14 protein-coding genes are annotated in these 16233 nt (G+C 56.7%); 5 read left to right on the forward strand and 9 right to left on the reverse strand.

The annotated features are described in order from the left end of the window. Positions 1-48 precede the first annotated feature (48 nt). The 8 genes from tssJ to tssA form a co-directional block, all read right to left on the reverse strand. Entirely contained in the window at positions 49-540 is a 492-nt protein-coding gene (gene tssJ / locus ABVF61_RS12320; RefSeq protein WP_353993853.1) for a type VI secretion system lipoprotein TssJ, read from the reverse strand. Then, a complete protein-coding gene (locus tag ABVF61_RS12325) occupies positions 540-2549 on the reverse strand; it encodes a type VI secretion system-associated FHA domain protein (RefSeq protein WP_353993854.1) in 2010 nt (669 codons plus the stop codon). The genes tssJ and ABVF61_RS12325 overlap by 1 nt, the downstream gene beginning before the upstream one ends. A 56-nt stretch (positions 2550-2605) precedes the next feature. Further along, positions 2606-3673 carry a type VI secretion system baseplate subunit TssG gene (gene tssG / locus ABVF61_RS12330; protein WP_353993855.1) on the reverse strand — a complete coding sequence of 356 codons (1068 nt, stop codon included), beginning with the start codon at positions 3671-3673 and terminating at the stop codon, positions 2606-2608. Beyond that, positions 3670-5418 (reverse strand): type VI secretion system baseplate subunit TssF, encoded by a 1749-nt coding sequence (gene tssF / locus ABVF61_RS12335; protein ID WP_353993856.1) that lies wholly within the window; start codon positions 5416-5418, stop codon positions 3670-3672. The genes tssG and tssF overlap by 4 nt, the downstream gene beginning before the upstream one ends. Positions 5419-5450: 32 nt before the next feature. Next, the gene (gene tssE, locus ABVF61_RS12340) at positions 5451-5864 is read right to left on the reverse strand and encodes a type VI secretion system baseplate subunit TssE (RefSeq protein ID WP_353993857.1); all 414 of its coding nucleotides are present in this window, start codon (positions 5862-5864) and stop codon (positions 5451-5453) included. 87 nt (positions 5865-5951) lie between these two features. Next, positions 5952-7433: a type VI secretion system contractile sheath large subunit gene (tssC, locus tag ABVF61_RS12345; protein WP_353993858.1), complete on the reverse strand. Its 1482-nt coding sequence runs from the start codon at positions 7431-7433 to the stop codon at positions 5952-5954. 70 nt (positions 7434-7503) lie between these two features. After that, a complete protein-coding gene (gene tssB / locus ABVF61_RS12350; RefSeq protein ID WP_353993859.1) occupies positions 7504-8025 on the reverse strand; it encodes a type VI secretion system contractile sheath small subunit in 522 nt (173 codons plus the stop codon). A 151-nt stretch (positions 8026-8176) separates the two neighbouring features. After that, positions 8177-9910, reverse strand: a complete 1734-nt coding sequence (gene tssA, locus ABVF61_RS12355; protein ID WP_353993860.1) for a type VI secretion system protein TssA — start codon at positions 9908-9910, stop codon at positions 8177-8179. A gap of 204 nt (positions 9911-10114) precedes the next feature. Here tssA and ABVF61_RS12360 point away from each other — a divergent pair, with 204 nt between their 5' ends. Next, positions 10115-10474 (forward strand): STAS domain-containing protein, encoded by a 360-nt coding sequence (locus ABVF61_RS12360; protein ID WP_353993861.1) that lies wholly within the window; start codon positions 10115-10117, stop codon positions 10472-10474. Between the two features lie 2 nt (positions 10475-10476). After that, positions 10477-10947 (forward strand): ATP-binding protein, encoded by a 471-nt coding sequence (locus tag ABVF61_RS12365; protein WP_353993862.1) that lies wholly within the window; start codon positions 10477-10479, stop codon positions 10945-10947. A gap of 23 nt (positions 10948-10970) precedes the next feature. Here ABVF61_RS12365 and ABVF61_RS12370 read toward each other — a convergent pair whose 3' ends face one another. Beyond that, positions 10971-11891 (reverse strand): PP2C family protein-serine/threonine phosphatase, encoded by a 921-nt coding sequence (locus tag ABVF61_RS12370; RefSeq protein ID WP_353993863.1) that lies wholly within the window; start codon positions 11889-11891, stop codon positions 10971-10973. 247 nt (positions 11892-12138) lie between these two features. On the opposite strand from ABVF61_RS12370, the gene ABVF61_RS12375 reads away from it, so the two are divergent. From ABVF61_RS12375 to ABVF61_RS12385, 3 genes are read left to right on the forward strand one after another with little or no spacing between them, the layout of a single operon-like run. Beyond that, complete coding sequence (locus tag ABVF61_RS12375; RefSeq protein ID WP_353993864.1) at positions 12139-12660, forward strand: ubiquinone biosynthesis methyltransferase UbiE; 522 nt, start codon at positions 12139-12141, stop codon at positions 12658-12660. Continuing rightward, positions 12657-13835 (forward strand): methyltransferase domain-containing protein, encoded by a 1179-nt coding sequence (locus ABVF61_RS12380; RefSeq protein ID WP_353993865.1) that lies wholly within the window; start codon positions 12657-12659, stop codon positions 13833-13835. The genes ABVF61_RS12375 and ABVF61_RS12380 overlap by 4 nt, the downstream gene beginning before the upstream one ends. Beyond that, positions 13832-16231, forward strand: a complete 2400-nt coding sequence (locus ABVF61_RS12385; protein ID WP_353993866.1) for a SpoIIE family protein phosphatase — start codon at positions 13832-13834, stop codon at positions 16229-16231. The genes ABVF61_RS12380 and ABVF61_RS12385 overlap by 4 nt, the downstream gene beginning before the upstream one ends. Positions 16232-16233 lie beyond the last annotated feature (2 nt).

Consider the following 16233-nt stretch of genomic DNA (forward strand, 5'->3'; position numbering starts at 1 on the left):
GTAGAAAGCGCCAGATAACTTGGCCGTCACAGACGCAGTTTCGAGACGCTAGAAGACACCAAGCCGACGGTTCCGCAGCTTTTGAATACGTACGGCAAGACTTGTCAGGTAAATGACAAAATCATTTTTCTTTTCTTGCTGCAGTTCAATTGTATCGCGCCACTGTGCCGAATCTATATCCCGGAAACTTGCAATTACCCCAATATGCGTCGCTTCGGAAGAGACGTCACGGTTGAAATCTTTTGTTTCCCCGGGTGTTAACTCGAATTCCTGGACACCAATCAGATCCCCGCCGAGAACTTTCTTGTCGTCATCGGCCAAATCGAAATATTCGGCGCCTTCAAATGCCGTGACTTCTTTGAGCTGATAGACGCGAACAACCACTGGTGCCGGGTCGCCGTTCTCGTTCGGATTGATGAACTCGTCTGCCTGCAGGTCAATCTTGATGGGGGTGGGAGGAGGCGTTCTGGAACAGGCGGCTTGCGACAGCAACAAGGCCGCTCCCGATAGTCCAAGGAAATCCCGCCGGGAAATTCTCATTATTTTCTGGTCCCCCAAAAATCCTTCGACTGTTGTCTGGCCTGTTCTTCTTCAATCTGGACAAAAGCTTCAGCGATCGTCTGGCGCACGATCGCGTCGAAATCGGCGCGCAGCCTGTCGTGGCGCTCCTTCGCCGCTTCCCATTTGCCTCTTCGCGAACCCAGTCCTTTCAGGCGTAGTCCGCTTTCGTCTTCTTCACCGGCAAGGGTCTCGGGCGACAGGCTCTCAAAAAGCAGTCTCATTGCCCGTTGCGTTGCCGCGATGGTGACCATGTTCTGGCTCTGCAGATCCTTGAAGGCTTCTTTTGCTGCCTCTGCTGGAGGCAAAAATCCGCCCTTGCGGGAAAACAGCATCTCATCGATTGCGAGCTCCCCGACGTTGAAGTGTTTGAACGGATTGTTCTCTTCAGGCTGAATGCGGGTTTCGTACATTCGGAATTCGCTTTTCAGCGATTTACGGGCACTCAAAAGGGCGATCAGTCCGTTGGCAAGTTCGCGGACCATTTCGCCGGCTTCGCGTGCAACAACACTTTGATCGTCGTCTGCAACGGAAACATCGTTGAACCCGAGCCCGGACAGCAGAGCCTGAAAGATGGCAGTATCCTGCGCCGATTGTGCCGGTTGTTTCGGTGCCGAGCGCATCGAAGCAGGTTGCGCAGTCGGTGCCACGGACTGGCCGCTAATTTCTTTCGAGGCACCTGATGGCTCACCGGTGGCTGTTTCGGCTGCGCCTGCAACAAGACTGGCTTCAGGCAATTGTGCCTGTGGTGCCGTCCGGGCCTTGGCCTTCTGGGCCAATTCCGCCTCGCGTTGCGCCCGCCGCTTTTTCAATGCTTCCAGCGGGTTGAGCGTTGCCGATGAGACCGGCGCGGCTGCGTTGGAAGGTTCTGGTTTCGCTGCAACAACTGCTGCAGCCAAAGGCGTATCGGGAACGGGCGCGGAGGTTGACGGCGATCCGAATCCGAAATCGGCGCCGTCCGGGATGACGCTCTCCGAAGGCGGTTGCGGCGACGATTGACCGGCCTCTGGTGCCATATCGGCAGGTAACGCATTCGCAGGAATCTGAGGGCTGGGAGCCGCCACAGGTGGGGTTGACGGCACGGCTGCCGGAGAGGTCGCCGGTGCCCCCCCGATCCCGGACAGAAAATCCTCAGGAATGATGTTCCCTGTGGACGCGGCTGAGGGCGTTGCCTGGCTCTCAGCGGTTTCTCCCGGCAATCCAACCAGTGGAAGTGAAGGCGGTTCGGCTGGCGGCGCGGTTTGTGGTGGCGCCGAAGCTGCGGGTGCCTGTGCCGGAATCGGCGTGGAGGCAGGTGTTGCCGGCAACAGCGAACTGAGGTCTGGCTGCGCCTGTGCCGGTGAAAAACGGGTCTGGTCAGCTTCCGTTCTTTGCGCACCCTGCTGCAGTGGTTGAACGGGGTGAATACGGGTTGCGTCTGCAGGGGAAACCGTTTGAGGTGGCCGGGTTGGCACAGAATAGGCAACAGGCTCGGGTATCGTGTCGGCGTCTGTCTGGACTGAGGCAACGGGGGCAAGCGGCTCCGAGGAGCCGCCGCCCAAATGATCAAGCGGGTCCAAGGATGGTGTTTGTTGACGGCTGGCGCCCAGGGTATCGAGACGCAGCGGTGTGGCGTCGGGCTGCGATTGGTGCCGTCCCGCACCGGGTGCCGCGCCAAATGTGTTCGACTGCCCCGAAGGATCGGTCCGGATGCTTTCCACGCGCAGTTGGTAGGGTCCTGCCTGCAGCTTCATGCCGGGTGACAGGCTGACGGCTTTGCCGCGTCCGATCGCAGTGGATTGACCCTCCAGGAAGGTCCCGTTGGTGCTTTCGTCGACAAGAACGAACGTATCGTTTTGAAAGATTATGCGCGCGTGAACGGAAGAAAGATGCCTGTCCTGATCTGGAAGAACCCAGTCGCATTTCCGGGATCGGCCGAAGGCCCCGCCATTCGGGCCGAACTCATGCCGGGATCCGATTTTGTCGCAAACAAGAGTAAGAGAGTGACTCATACCTGAACTTGCATCCTGCCCGTGGACGATTCATCTCTCTAGAATGATTCGCCCAGTTATGCATTCCCACCAACTTGTTCTAGCACGGGCTGATTTCCTCTGGAAACGGTAGTGTCGGATGTCACTGGGGACATTTGAACATTATTTTCCAAAGGACCGTCTGCGGAATCAGACAACCACATGTTGTTGCCAAGCCGGGACAACCCAAGCTGTCCCGGCTCAATGCTGTCAGGCTCATATTCAAACTCCAGATCCCAGTCGATAGGATCCCGGACGATCATCGACAGGAGGTCGACAAGTACGGCATGCTGATCCCCGTGCGGGAGAAACTCCTCCAGTTGGTCAAAGGGTGCCGGACCAAGTCTGAGACGAAACTTGCCAAGGTCGTCTTCAACCTCCTCGCCTAGAACCATATCGCTGCCGAGTAACGAGTTTTCGACACCAAGTTCCATTCTGGCTTCGGCTGGAATGTCCACGGTCCTCGTCACAAATTCGACAATCTCGAAGGGAAGCTCGAAGAAACTCGTCAACAGGGAAGAGATTGTTTCAGGAGAGTTAGCATAGTGGGACATCAACCCCACATGCGGCAGGATCGCGCTGCGATCGACATTGCCGAGGGTATCCCGTTCGTCCACGGGGAAGCCGCACAGCGCAAGCATGCACTGAGACGTCGGGTCCAGACCGTGTCCCTTGTAGCGCACAAAATGCCGGGACTTGCGCCAGATATCGTAGAGCAGCGTGATCAGCCGGTGATTGAAAAGATCGAGCAGATCCTCCAGTGCTGACGGATACTCGTCGCGCTCGATAATCCGCTCGGTCACATATGGCGGGAGCGGAGAGGCGGGTCCGTAGAGACCGAAAAAATTCACTCTGACGTCGAAACGATCCGCAGCGTCCTCGTAATCGATGCTGGATATGTCGCTGGCACCGAAACTGAGCGATCGGCTTGCCCGAAACCTCACCACTTCTTTCTCCGGATCGTGACCCGGGCCGATCTCGCGAAGCTCGGGATGAAGCAGGCCAATCAGGTAAAGCGCCTGGAAGAACTGCGTGCGCTTGAGCCGTTCGGCCAGCGCTGCGTCCAGCGGCGTTTCCTCGGTTTTGGGGGTGGTTTCCAGGCTCATAGGAGGTCCGCGTCCCCAAAGGACGGGCTCCATCGATGAATGACGTTTGCATCGGTACCGATGACGCAGAGCTGGTGCAGGCTGTTGATGCTTGCGTACGACTTCAAGAACCGATTGAGGACGGTGCCGAACAGGTAAAGTTCCGCCTCGCCCCCCATAGCGGTCTCCGACATCGACAAGACGATTTCGTAAGCGCGCGTCGGTCGCCCCTGTCGGAAAATATCAACTGTCTTGCGCTCGAATTTCTGAAAATTTTGAAGCAGGAGTTCACGCTGCAGCGCTGCCTGTTTGTCAACATAGGCCCTGAAATCATAAGCGCCGACAACGGTTTTGAGGGCTTCGACGTCGATCAGCGATGCGTAGTTGCGGGAGAGGTTGGCAATCAGTGTCCAAAGGACCTGATTGTCGAGGGGCGGCGGCACCTCCGACTGAATTGGCGTGATATTTTGAAATTGCAGCTTTGCTGGCGTCGTGGACGTTGGCTGATTGACTGTACCCAATCCAAACCTGGAAGCGTGTTCACCGTTTGAGCATAGCAGCCGAAGTGAAATCGTTTCCGTCGGCGGAACGCCGTTTTCATCCAGGCGCGTCACGAAAGAAATGTAATGGTCGACACCGTTTCCGAGCACCGACGGCCGGATGCCGGTCCTATAGAAGAGCGAGTCTTCGGGATTGCTCGCCCGGTCGTGGGAGAAGGATTCGAACGGCTGATAGTTCACCCGTTTGTTGCTGCCTTGTATCCAGCCGGTGACGCCCACCACATGGTGAACGCTAAAGGCGGAACGGTCTCCTGAAGCGCGCACCGGGTATTCCGTCCGGTCATGCGCGACCTGCAGGGCCTGACCTTCAGTCTCGAATAGATTAATCGCCGGTACGGTGTTGAGCGAGATAGCGTCCCTGCTGATACGGTCCTGATTGTTGAACCTTTGGGAAAAATGCAGCACGAGCTGAAACTCATCAACAGGTTCGTTTGCGAACACGTTGAGACCATGGAGGCGCACATACATGAATTTCTCGGGACAGGAAAAATATTCCTGCATAATCCGGAAACCGTCGAAGGCGCCTTCCGGGTAGGGAAGCGTTGCCTCCTCCTGTTCCATTCCGACCGGAACGACCTTGACTTCCGTTGGCCTCGACGGCCCGCCGTCTGCACTGAACTCGACGGTCGTAAGGCGCTTGCACATCTGAAGAAACAGTTCGCGTGACAAGGCCGCATCATTGCTGGCACCCAGGAACAACTGCAGAGGCGCTTCGGCGAGAGCCTGCAGGTTGTTGCCGCCGGTTTTGCGGAAACTGAGTGTGAGCCTTGAACTGTCGCGCTGATTTTCAAGCTCCGCGGACATCAACCTGATCGGCAGAACTTGCAGGTCACAGCGCGTCTGAAACCTCACCGCGTTCCCGTCCAAAGGTTTGGTCTGAACGAAGGTGCCCCGGGGAACTTTCGTCGAAGGATCGGACGAGTCTTCCGCCGGCGAGAACTCGACGTGGGTAATTGGCGGAACCGGCCTGAGATAGTGCGGCCAGACCAATTTGAGCAGGTTGAGCGCAACCTCGGGCATTTCCGCATCGAGGCGCTGGCGCAGGCGCCCGACCAGAAACGCAAAGCCTTCCAGCAGGCGTTCCACGTCGGGATCAAGCGGGTCGTCCGCAAGATATTTCGAGAGGCGCGGATTGGCCTTGGCGAACACCCGGCCCATTTCCTTCAGGTAGTTCAGCTCGTCGCGGTAATATGAGTTGATTGCCATTCCCGAAAATTGCCCCTTTGTCGCCAGGTGCCTTATGCGCTGACCCTGATTTGCCCGCTATTGTCGAGAATGGAATTGAACCGGATTCGCTTGGAACTGTCTCCCAGATTCAGTTCCGCTTCCACGTTGAAAATGAAATCGAGAGGCTTGTCGGGGTCGTTGACGGCACGAACAATGGGGTTTCGCAACCTCGGCTCGAATTCCCGGATCTGCCGTTCGATGTCCCGGCAGATCTCCGTCGCCGTATCCTGATGCGATTTGGTGATCGAATTGAAGTCCGCCAGACCGAAATGCGGACTGATTTCGCAGCATCCCGCCGAACTGTTCAGCAAAACGCGCAAGTCCTCAAGAACACTTTCCAGCACTGCTGCTTCAAACTCGTCCGCGTTGCGATAGTTGGACCCGGAAATGTCGTTTTCCAGCCGTTGGAACAGACTTACAACCATGCGGAAAAGTTCCCCCTCCAAGCAGCAAAGGCGCCGGCCAGTGGCCGGCACCCGTCGTTGGCGCAAACCCGGTCAAATGACCGGATATCAGGACTTGTCGAGCTTGCCCTTGAGTGACAGTGTGAAGTCGGCGCCCATATATTTGAAGTGCGGCTGCACGGCCATTGACACGCTGTACCAGCCGGGTTCGCCCTCAACATCCGATACGGAGATTTCAGCTTTCCGCAGTGGTCGGCGTGACCGGACATCAGCCGAGGGATTGTCCTGGTCCGAAACATACTGGCGGATCCAGTTGTTGAGCTCGGACTGAAGCTCGCCGCGGTCTTTCCAGCTGCCGATATTCTCGCGCTGCAACACTTTGATGTAGTGCGCCAGACGGTTGATGATCATCATGTATGGCAGCTGCGTGCCGAGCTTGTAGTTCAGCTCGGCATCCTTGCCTTCAGGCGTGTTGCCGAAGAATTTCGGCTTTTGAACGGAATTTGCCGAGAAGAAGGCCGCGTTGTCGCTGCCTTTGCGCATGGTCAGGGAAATGAAGCCCTGTTCTGCCAGTTCGTATTCCTTCCGGTCCGAAACCAGGACCTCCGTCGGGATCTTGCTTTGCAGCTGTCCCATGGCCTCGAACGTATGGACAGGAAGATCCTCGACGGCGCCGCCGGACTGCGGGCCGATAATGTTCGGGCACCAACGGTACTTTGCAAAGCTGTCAGTCAGTTTTGTTGCCAGAGCAAAGGAAGCATTGCCCCAGAGGTAATTGTCACTCTTGCCCTCTGCTTCTTCTTCATAGTTGAAGGCCTTAACCGGGGCCGTTTCGGGCCCGTAAGGCGTGCGCAGCATGAAGCGCGGCATTGCGAGAGCGAAGTACCTGGCGTCTTCCGACTCGCGGAAGGAATTCCATTTGGCGTATTTCGGCCCTTCGAAAATGGATTCCATATCCTTGAGGTTCGGAATTTCTTCGAAGCTGTCGACACCGAACATGGACGGACCGGCGGCCGCAATGAACGGGGCATGCGACATGGAACCGACGCTTGCGCAGTATTGCGCCAGCTTGATGTCCGGCGCATTCGGCCCGAAATCGTAGTTTGCGACGATCGCACCCACCGGCTGTCCGCCGAACTGACCGTATTCCGCGGTATAGATGTGCTTGTAGAGGCCGGACTTGACGACTTCCGGGCTGTCTTCAAAGTCTTCCAGAAGCTCGTCCTTGGAGACGCTCATCATCTCGACTTTGATGTTCTGGCGGAAATCGGTCCGGTCAATGACGAACTTCAGGCTGCGCCAAGCGGATTCGAGCGTCTTGAACTCTTCATGATGCAGAATTTGATCAACCTGCTTCGACAGTTTCTGATCGATTTCCGCGATCATCATGTCAACAGCCGCGCCATTCACCTGGCTGTCGCCGGCGGTCGGCTTCAAGAGTTCTGAAATGAATGCAGCGACGCCCTTGCGTGCTACGTCATATCCCTCGTCGGCCGGCGTGAGCTTGGTTTCCTGGAGGATCTGGTCCAGCAAGGAGGCATCGAGTTCTTCTGTCTGGGCCGCTGCACCCTGTGCGTCAGTATCGGTCATGCGTAAATCTCGTCGTTTGGAACGTCGGATCCGGCCGGTATCTTATCCGACCGTATTGGACAGTGCTCAGTTATTCAGATGATTCGTCGGAAGAACCGGTTGCGGACGTCAGCTCAGACAAAAGCTTGTCGCGCGCTGCCTCGTCGCCGAGCACGCCTTGAATGGCCTTGCGGAATGCAGGCACGTTGCCAAGGGGACCTTTCAGGGCCACAAGTGCTTCGCGAAGTTCCAGCAGGCTGTTGAGTTCCGGCGTCTGGCGTACGATCGACTCCGGCGTAAAATCATTCAGGTTGTCGAATTTCAACGACACGGAGAGGTTGTCCGGCTCCTCGCCTTCCGGCGTGTCGACCAGCTTGTTTTCCGTCGCAAGATCAAGAGAGAGCTCGTGGCTCTTCATGACCTCGTTGAAATTGTCCTTGTTGATGTTGATGAGGGTGCGGTCTTCGATCGGTGTATCGTCCGGGCGCTGCGTGTAATCGCCGAGCATGACCATTTTCAGCGGCAGTTCGACTTCTTCCTTGGCATCACCCGTTGCCGGCTTGTATTTGATATTCACACGTTCTTTAGGTGCGACTGAAGCTTCCTTAGACATTACGTCCCCCGTAGTCAGACAGGCCAATTCATGCAGGCAAAAGTCGCCGAACACCGCTAGCCATCGAATAACACATCATTACTGCGCGGATGTGTCACTTCCATTTAGATGGCTGAGAGATTTAGTCTTTCGGCTTTAAGCCATTCTTAATTCACTTTCTCCCGGCCACCTCCACGGCAGCGCCGACATCAAGCAGTGCAAGGGTTTCCATTGTACTGGCACGCAACTGAACGGCATCAGCGTCTGGAAGAAATTGCCTCGCGTTTTTGTGCGCTAAACTTTGCCACGACAGGCGTGCAAGAGCGATTGCAAGTTCTGGTTCCCAGTGTGCCAGATCACGTTCTACCGCGATAGTGCGAAGCGAATTTAGCAGTGCAAAAAGCTGTTGGATAAGTTCAAAGCGAAGGCAGTATTCGCCGATTTTCAACTGTGTTTCGAACCAGTCGCGTCCGGCTTCGCACGATGCCATGTGACTTTTGAGAACATTCAGACCGTCAAGCGTCTTTCCAGCGGTCCCTAGCTGAACGGCTTCGGAATAGGCCCTGTCGAGATCCGAGCCGGAAACGCCCGCTTCACCGCTTCCGGCTTGAACCTCCTGAGCGATCCAGTCGCGTGTTTCCATGCTGGCAAAGTCGGTTCCGTCACTGAACGACAGGCTCAACAGGCCCGGGAAGCGCATCAGAAAGCCCGCCAGTTCGCCGACAACGAGCTTGTGGGCAGCCGCGTATGGCTCGCCGAGGCTGGCCATTGCCGATGCCAGGTGAAACTGCGCGTCCAGCCAGAAGGGAGATGCGACAAAGGCGGACTCGGCGGCCTTGACAAGCGCTTCATTGTTGCCGGCGCCCTTCAAGGCGGCTATTTCGGCAACTTTCGGTTTTTGAGGGGGCGGCAGGGCGGTCTTCCCGTCAGTATCCGGCGGGAGATTTTCTAGTCTGCCCCACAGCGCAAACCGCGCCGCGTAGTAGCCTCTTGCATCGGTCGGAGACTGCTGACGTACGGTAGTCGCTGCTTTCGTCGCCGCGTTGAATACCGCCTGCAGGGCGGCCGTGGCATTTGAGGTATCGACACTGATCTCAGCGACCGGCGCAGCGGGAGCTGCCGCGGCCGGTGGGGCCGGTGTCGGCGTTGGCGCGGGAGGCGCTTCTTGGACCTGAGGTTGCGGCGTCGGCTCAGGGGCTGAGGCCGGGGCCTGCGCCGCCGGTGCGCTCTCAACGGGCGCTGTTTCTGCCGAAGATGCCGGCGCATTGTCCTCCGTCGGCTGTTCAGGCCCGGCTTCCGCGGCCTCTTGGGCCTTTTTCTGTTCTTCGAGAACGGCCTTGGCGTCTTTTGCAAGCGGCCGGAGGGCCCGGATTAGCGGTCCAAGGGCGGCCTGCGACTTGGTGAGTTTCTGCTCAAGCGTTGTGTCGAGTTCAAGCAGGGCCTCATGAGCAATGTAAATCTCTGCATTATGCGCCCCCTCCGGAGGCTTTGCCTCTACCATTGGCGCGAGCTTTTCGGCCAGCCAATCATAGGCGCCGGCCCGTCCCCTCTCACGGCGCACCGGCGGGATCATTGTTTCCCAGTGTGTGGAAGTCATGTCGCGCAGAATGACGAGGCCGACCGCGAGCCCGGGATAACCCTCTTCGACGAAGAGACCGAACGCCAGGCGGGTCGCCAGAACCAGATCTTTCGAATTTGTCTTCAGAACCTTGAGCGTATCATCGTTTAGCTGGGACCATTTGACGGCAGTGGGGCCATCGGTTTCCATTTTACGGAACTCGGCCTCGAGCTCCTCAAACTCCATTGAGTCACGGAATTCATCCTGCCCTTCCGGCGCTTCCAGGTCGGCACCGCCCACCTCGGCTCTTGGATCTTCGAGTGTCGCCAAGGCTTCTTCGTCGGCCATCAAGGTACTCCGGAGCAATTGGAAGCAGGATTCACCGCCCATATGTAAACTGATTCTCGGATTCGGAGCGATCAGCCTTCCGGCACGTTTATGAAATCTACAATTTTTCAGAAGAAATTGTTGCGCGCATCTTGGAGATACGAGCACTCTGGCAATCCCCGGTGGCGTGCATCCAGAGCAAAAACGCATGATGAGGATACGGGAATGACCGCAGAGGCTCCAGAAATCACAATCGAGCACGAAACGTCCGAGGGCTTTGCCATCGTGCGTCCAAGCGGAAAGCTTGACACGCTGAGTGCCAAGACCTTCGAGACCTATTTGAAGGAACTCGTTGCGGCCCGGACCGGCACGCTTCTTATCGATATGTCGAACGTCGACTACGTCACCAGTTTCGGTCTGCGCTCACTGCTCATCGTCGCCAAACTTCTGGCGCCATCAGGTGAGCAGCTGGTTCTGTTTGAGGTGAACCCGTCAGTGGTGGAAGTCCTGAAAATCTCGGGCTTCTTGAAAATTCTGAAAGTCGTGGGCAGCGAAGCCGACGCCAAGGCCGAAGCGGGCAAATAGGGGTGAACGGCGACAACGCTGGAACTGCACGCTCTGACCAGCAGGACATTCTCATGGCGGCAAAGGCAGAAAAGGTGACAGTGCGAAACGATCTGTCGGAGTTGCAGGCCGTTTATTCAGCGCTGGAGTCATTCTCCAGAACCGCAGGCCTATCTGACGAGGTGAGACGGTCGATGTTGCTCGTGGTGGAGGAGCTCTTCAGCAACACGGTTTCATACGGCTATCCCAAGGGCGAGGCTGACGAGATCGTGGTCACGATGGCGTTGCGTTCCAGGCACGTCGAACTCACATTGACAGACAGCGGAAAACCTTTCGACAACAGCATCTCGCCTGATGGTCCGGTGCAGGGCGAAGACGCGGAATCCATGCCGGTCGGCGGGCTCGGTCTGTTCCTTGTGCACCAGCTTGCCGAGCAGGTGACGACAAAGCGGAGCGGTGATCGCAACCACACGATCGTGCGTCTGCCCCGTTAGACCGGCTCAAGGGCCTGAATGCCTCAGAAAGTGAATTCCATCATTGAAAAATCGTCCGGCAGCGGAGCCGTGCCGTTAAAGGCAGCCAGCCAGTCGTAAACCGCCTGTGGGATCGGACCTGTAGCCGACTTTGCCTTTTCGGCCAACTGGTTCCACGTGAGCGTCGCACCTTTGTCGTCTTCTATTTCGTATGTGCCGTCGCTGATGACCAGAAGCCTGTCGCCAGAGCGCAATTGAAAGCTGTCGCCGTCGTAGGGCATGTCCGGCAGAGCCCCGATAACCATTCCGTCCGGCGTACCCAGACTGACAATTTCAGGCCCGTCGGCCGATGGCCTCAGGAGAACGGCAGCCGGATGACCGCCGGATGCGAAGGAAAGTTGTCCGGTTGAGCGCTGGTAGACGCCATACCAGATCGTGAAAAACATGTTGTTCTGCCGTTCCATCGGAAAGGCGTTGTTGAGTTTTTCAAGCACATCGGACGGCGTGCGGAAGTCTGCATCGGCAAGCGCGTTGGCTCTGAGAACATTTATGATCGCAACCGACAGCAACGCGGCTCCCACGCCATGACCGCAAACGTCGATGAGATAAATGGCGAAATGATCCTCGTCGAGATCGTGATAGCCAAACGAATCACCCCCCAATTCGGTGGACGGTATGAGAAGCCAGTCCGCCTGTGGAAAGGAAACGCGCTTTTCGGGCAAAATTGAGTGGACATAGTTGCCGGCATCGCGCAGTTCGGCTTCAAGTCTTTCCTGCGTCTTGGTCAGCAGAATGTTGTATTCCGCAAGCTGATCCTCGACAGCTTCGCCATGTTCGATCGTCGCCTCGTAGAGCAATTTCAGATCGGCATGCTCAGCCTTAAGGTCCTCTAACTCCCTACGTAATTTGCTCGCGTCGTCATCGGAAGCTTGAGGCATCGGGGCTGTTTTGCTGTCGCTGTTCATTGTCCAACCATGGTACTCAGATCGGCACGGGAAAGTTGCCGGATCGCGCATAGTCTAACGTCTACATTCGCGAATAAAAACAAACATTAACCGAAGTTGTTATATCCTTGGCAACTAGCGACACCGTATTGTTAAATACATGAATTATCGATGACACGCGTCACGCTGGCGGTAATTTCCATGTGCATTGTGAAACTGAGACGCACTAACATAGTGCGCGATAGCCTACGCCAACGGGGGAATAAGCATGCCGTCACCTTCTGAGGGGGTCTTTTCGCAAAGCGATTTGCCGCAAATGCTTCAGATGGACTTGAACATCGAGGATTTCTGCTCGGATTGGTCGCATTGCGACCTGATGTCGGCGTATCTTGCAAGGATGGTCAGCCACAATCGGCTCGATTCGCTTCTTTTTTCGAATCTTTACTCCTCCGCCGTGAACGAGCTCATGGAGACGGTCTTCCGGATGCACGACAAGGAGGGCACGCTTCAGTTCTCGGTCCACAGAAAAGATAACGTTGACCGGATAGAACTGGTCTTTCCCGTCGAAGACGATACCTATCACGCCTACCAGGATGCTATAGGCAAAGTTGCTGACGAGAATGCGGAAAAGCTCTATCTGGAGGCGTTGTTTGCCGAAGCGGAACCTGATGCCAGTCTTGGCCTCCTGGAGCTTGGTGTCGACTATGGCGCACGCTTGACCGTGGACCGTTTTGAAGACGGCCGAATGCAGTTGACGGCGGAAATGACGCTCGAGGAAGACAAAAAATGAATTCCGTAACCACGCCTCACGCGTTTGCTTGGACTTATAACGAGAACGACCAGGAATTCTCGTTGCAGGGCAGCTTGCGTCCGCAGCGCCCCGACGAGCTGAACGGCTGTATTTCCGAGCTCGAGCAGTCGGTCAGAAATGTCAGTGGAAAATTCTATGTGAATGTCCGCAGACTGGTCAGGATGAACAATGTCGCTTTCCAGACTTTTGCCTGCAAGATCCTGGATCTTGTCCGCGGGCGGAGCGACCTGAACGTACATGTGACGACATCAAGCGTCGTCGGCTGGGCAACCCGCAAGTTTGCGGTGCTGGAAGCCATGTCCGAACGCATCACTGTCAGCGAGTATGACAGCGAGTTCTATCCCGGGCAGACGTTTCTGGAAGAAGGCGGCTTCATTCCGATCCTGCGCACCCAGACCAAGCTGACCTGGCGGCACGAAAAATCCATTCTCGCAAGGCATGGTCTGGAGCCTGACATGCAGGTGGCTGACATCTGCTGCGGTATCGGCGATTTCGCCGTCCTGTTGCAGAAGGAATATCAGCCGTCGCGCCTAGTTGCCCTCGACCACAGCCGGTCCAGCCTGGAATACGCGCGCAAAGTGGCTTCCGACTTCGGCGTAAGGGGCATCGACTATGTCTTCGGCGACGCATCCGACATGTTGCTCGAAAGCGACCAGTTCGATTTCGTGACCTGCCGCCATTCCCTTCAGGTCTTTGACCGCCCGGAACTCATTCTCCAGGAGCTCTTCAGGATCTGCAAACCTGGTGGCCGCGTCTATATCACCAACGAGAAAAACTCGCATTGCCTCGGTGAACCGCGCTCTGAAACCATTCAGAAGACCTATACGGAAGTCGCTCGGCTTTGGGCGCATTTCAACATGGACATCGAATTCGGTCCGAAGAGCCGCCGCCATCTGGTCGACACGGGTCTGGAAGACATTCGCATGGAATCCTTCATGGTCACCAACCTGGACGGCAACCCCCAGGATTTCGCCGATATCATCCAGTCTTGGGAAGACGTTTACGCGGGCCAGATGGCCGTTGAACGCGGCGACAGCGAAGACGAGATCCGTGAATTCCGGAGAGGCTTTCAGGACCACATTTTTGCGGCTCTGCATCCGAAAGGATATGCCGGCTGGCCAATCTGGGTTGCCTCGGGACGAAAACCAAAATGAGCTTGGCAAACGTGAACGCTGATACACCGGAAAAACACGAGCCGGAGCGCATCGGACGGCTTTCCCGTCACAGTTTCCGCGCAAAATTTATTCTTGTGGTGAGTGCGGCGGTTCTGTTCGACCTGATGCTGGCCGGCGGTGTTGCCATCTGGAACGTGCAGCGGCTTTCCAAGGATGCAACTGAAAAAGTTGCCCTGGGTCTGACCACGGCGACCGAAGAATATCTGCGCACCTATATCGATACGACTGCGCTGCGAACCGAGTTGCTGCTCGATCAGGTGTTTTCTGAAGTGGAAGCTCTTGGCGCTTCCATGCAGACCCTGATCGACAATCCGCGAACCGGTGCTGAAATTGGCCAGACGGTCGAGACCGATCCGGTTTTGGGCGACAAGCTGGTGTTCAATCAGGCTGCCGACTGGTCCCAGAACGAACCGGGAGAGTCGGTTGTCAGCGTGTGGGGATATCTGCTCGACGACCAGGGGAACCCGCTTCCGGCCGTTGAAAAACAGATCGCGGACAGTTCTGCCTTTAACCTCGTCGCGCCCGGCATGATGAAGACCGGTTCGCCGAAGCTGCAGATGTATTATGTCGGCCCGAAAGACATGCCGATCATGCGGACGACGCCTTACACCGACCAGGCGCAAACGTTCGACCGGCTCTATCCGGGCCACAATGAGGAAAACTTCTGGGATTTCTTCTTTCCAGGCGTATACGAGAGCTGGCAGAGCTGGATCGGTAACCCGGCGAACCGGCCGGTGCCGCGGGATATCGTCGGAACGGCGCCTTACATCGATGCAATCACGGGCGCCAAGATCGTGAGCTTCTTCTTCCCGCTCTGGACGGAAGACCGCACCGACGTCGCGGGCATGACCGCGGTTGATATCACGCTCGACCAGCTGTCCAGCCTGGTCGAAAACGTCAAGATTGCCGATACGGGTTTCGGCTTTCTCGCGTCCTCGTCCGGCAATGTGCTGGCGGTAAGCGATGCGGGTGCGCAGGTTCTTGGCCTTGTGTCCGTCGGCGGCGAAGGCCAGGGCGTGACCGGCATCAACAGATTCCTTGCCCAGAGCGAGTTCCCTGCAGTGGCGAAACTCGAGCTGCCGCATAACGAGGGAACCGTAATCGACACCCTCAACCTGGCGACCAGGGCAGATGGCGGCGATGAGGACTACACCGTCATCCTGAAGGAGCTCGCACCGATCAACCTTTGGGACGGTGAAAAGATCGTTTCGGAAAATCTGACGCTCGGCTTCATGGTCTCCAACGACGAGATCTATGCGTCTTTGACCGCCGTTCAGCAGGAGCTGACCGAGGCGACCCAGCGTATCATCAACTGGCAGATCGTGGTGCTTCTGGTCAGCCTCATGATCGTCACGCTCGCGGTCTACGCGATTTCCGGACGGATCACAAAGGGCCTGTCGCAGCTTGCAGATGCGGCACGGGCGCTGCAGAACAAAGACTATTCCGTGCGTGTCGCGATGACGACGCGGGACGAGGTGGCGGCTGTCGGGCGTGCATTCAACCGCATGGCTGAAGAAATCAGCTACCACACGGAAAATCTGGAAAATCTCGTTGAAGAGCGCACGAAAAGGCTGGAAACGGCAAACCGCGAGATTGTCGATCTGAACAAGCGCCTCAAATCGGAGAATGTGCGCCTTGGCGCGGAGCTCGACGTTGCAAAGCGCATCCAGGAAATGGTTCTGCCGCGCCTCAGCGAGCTTGAGAACATCCCGCAGATCGAAATCGCCGCGTTTATGGAGCCTGCCGACGAGGTCGGCGGCGACTATTATGACGTGCTCTTTGACGGCGATCATATCAAGGTCGGCATCGGCGACGTGACCGGCCACGGTCTGGAAAGCGGCGTGTTGATGCTTATGGTGCAGTCGGTCGCCCGCGCTCTGCAGGAAAAGGGCGACAGGGACCCGGTTGCCTTCCTCGATGTGCTGAACCGCGCGGTCTATAAAAACATCACCCGCACGAAGTCCGACAAGCATCTGACCCTGGCCTTTGTCGACTATGAAAACGGCAAGGTAACCCTGTCCGGCCAGCATGAGGAAGTTCTGATCATCCGGGCAAATGGCGAAACCGAACGCATCGATACGATGGATCTCGGTTTCCCGGTCGGTCTGGAAGCCGACATTTCACCCTTTGTCGCCACGCTTGATCTGGACTTCGGGCCCGAAGATGTCCTGATCCTTCACACCGACGGGATAACGGAGGCTGAAAACGACACCGGCGAAATGTTCGGTCTCGATCGTCTGAGCGACAGCGCCCATGAAAATCGCTCGAAATCCGCCAAGGGTATTGCCGAAGCGGTCATTAATGATGTGAAGTCGCATATCGGTGACTACAAAGTATTTGATGACATCACGCTCGTCGTCTTGAAGCATAGGTAGGG

The sequence above is a fragment of the Roseibium sp. HPY-6 genome (assembly GCF_040530035.1).
Taxonomy (GTDB): Bacteria; Pseudomonadota; Alphaproteobacteria; order Rhizobiales; family Stappiaceae; genus Roseibium.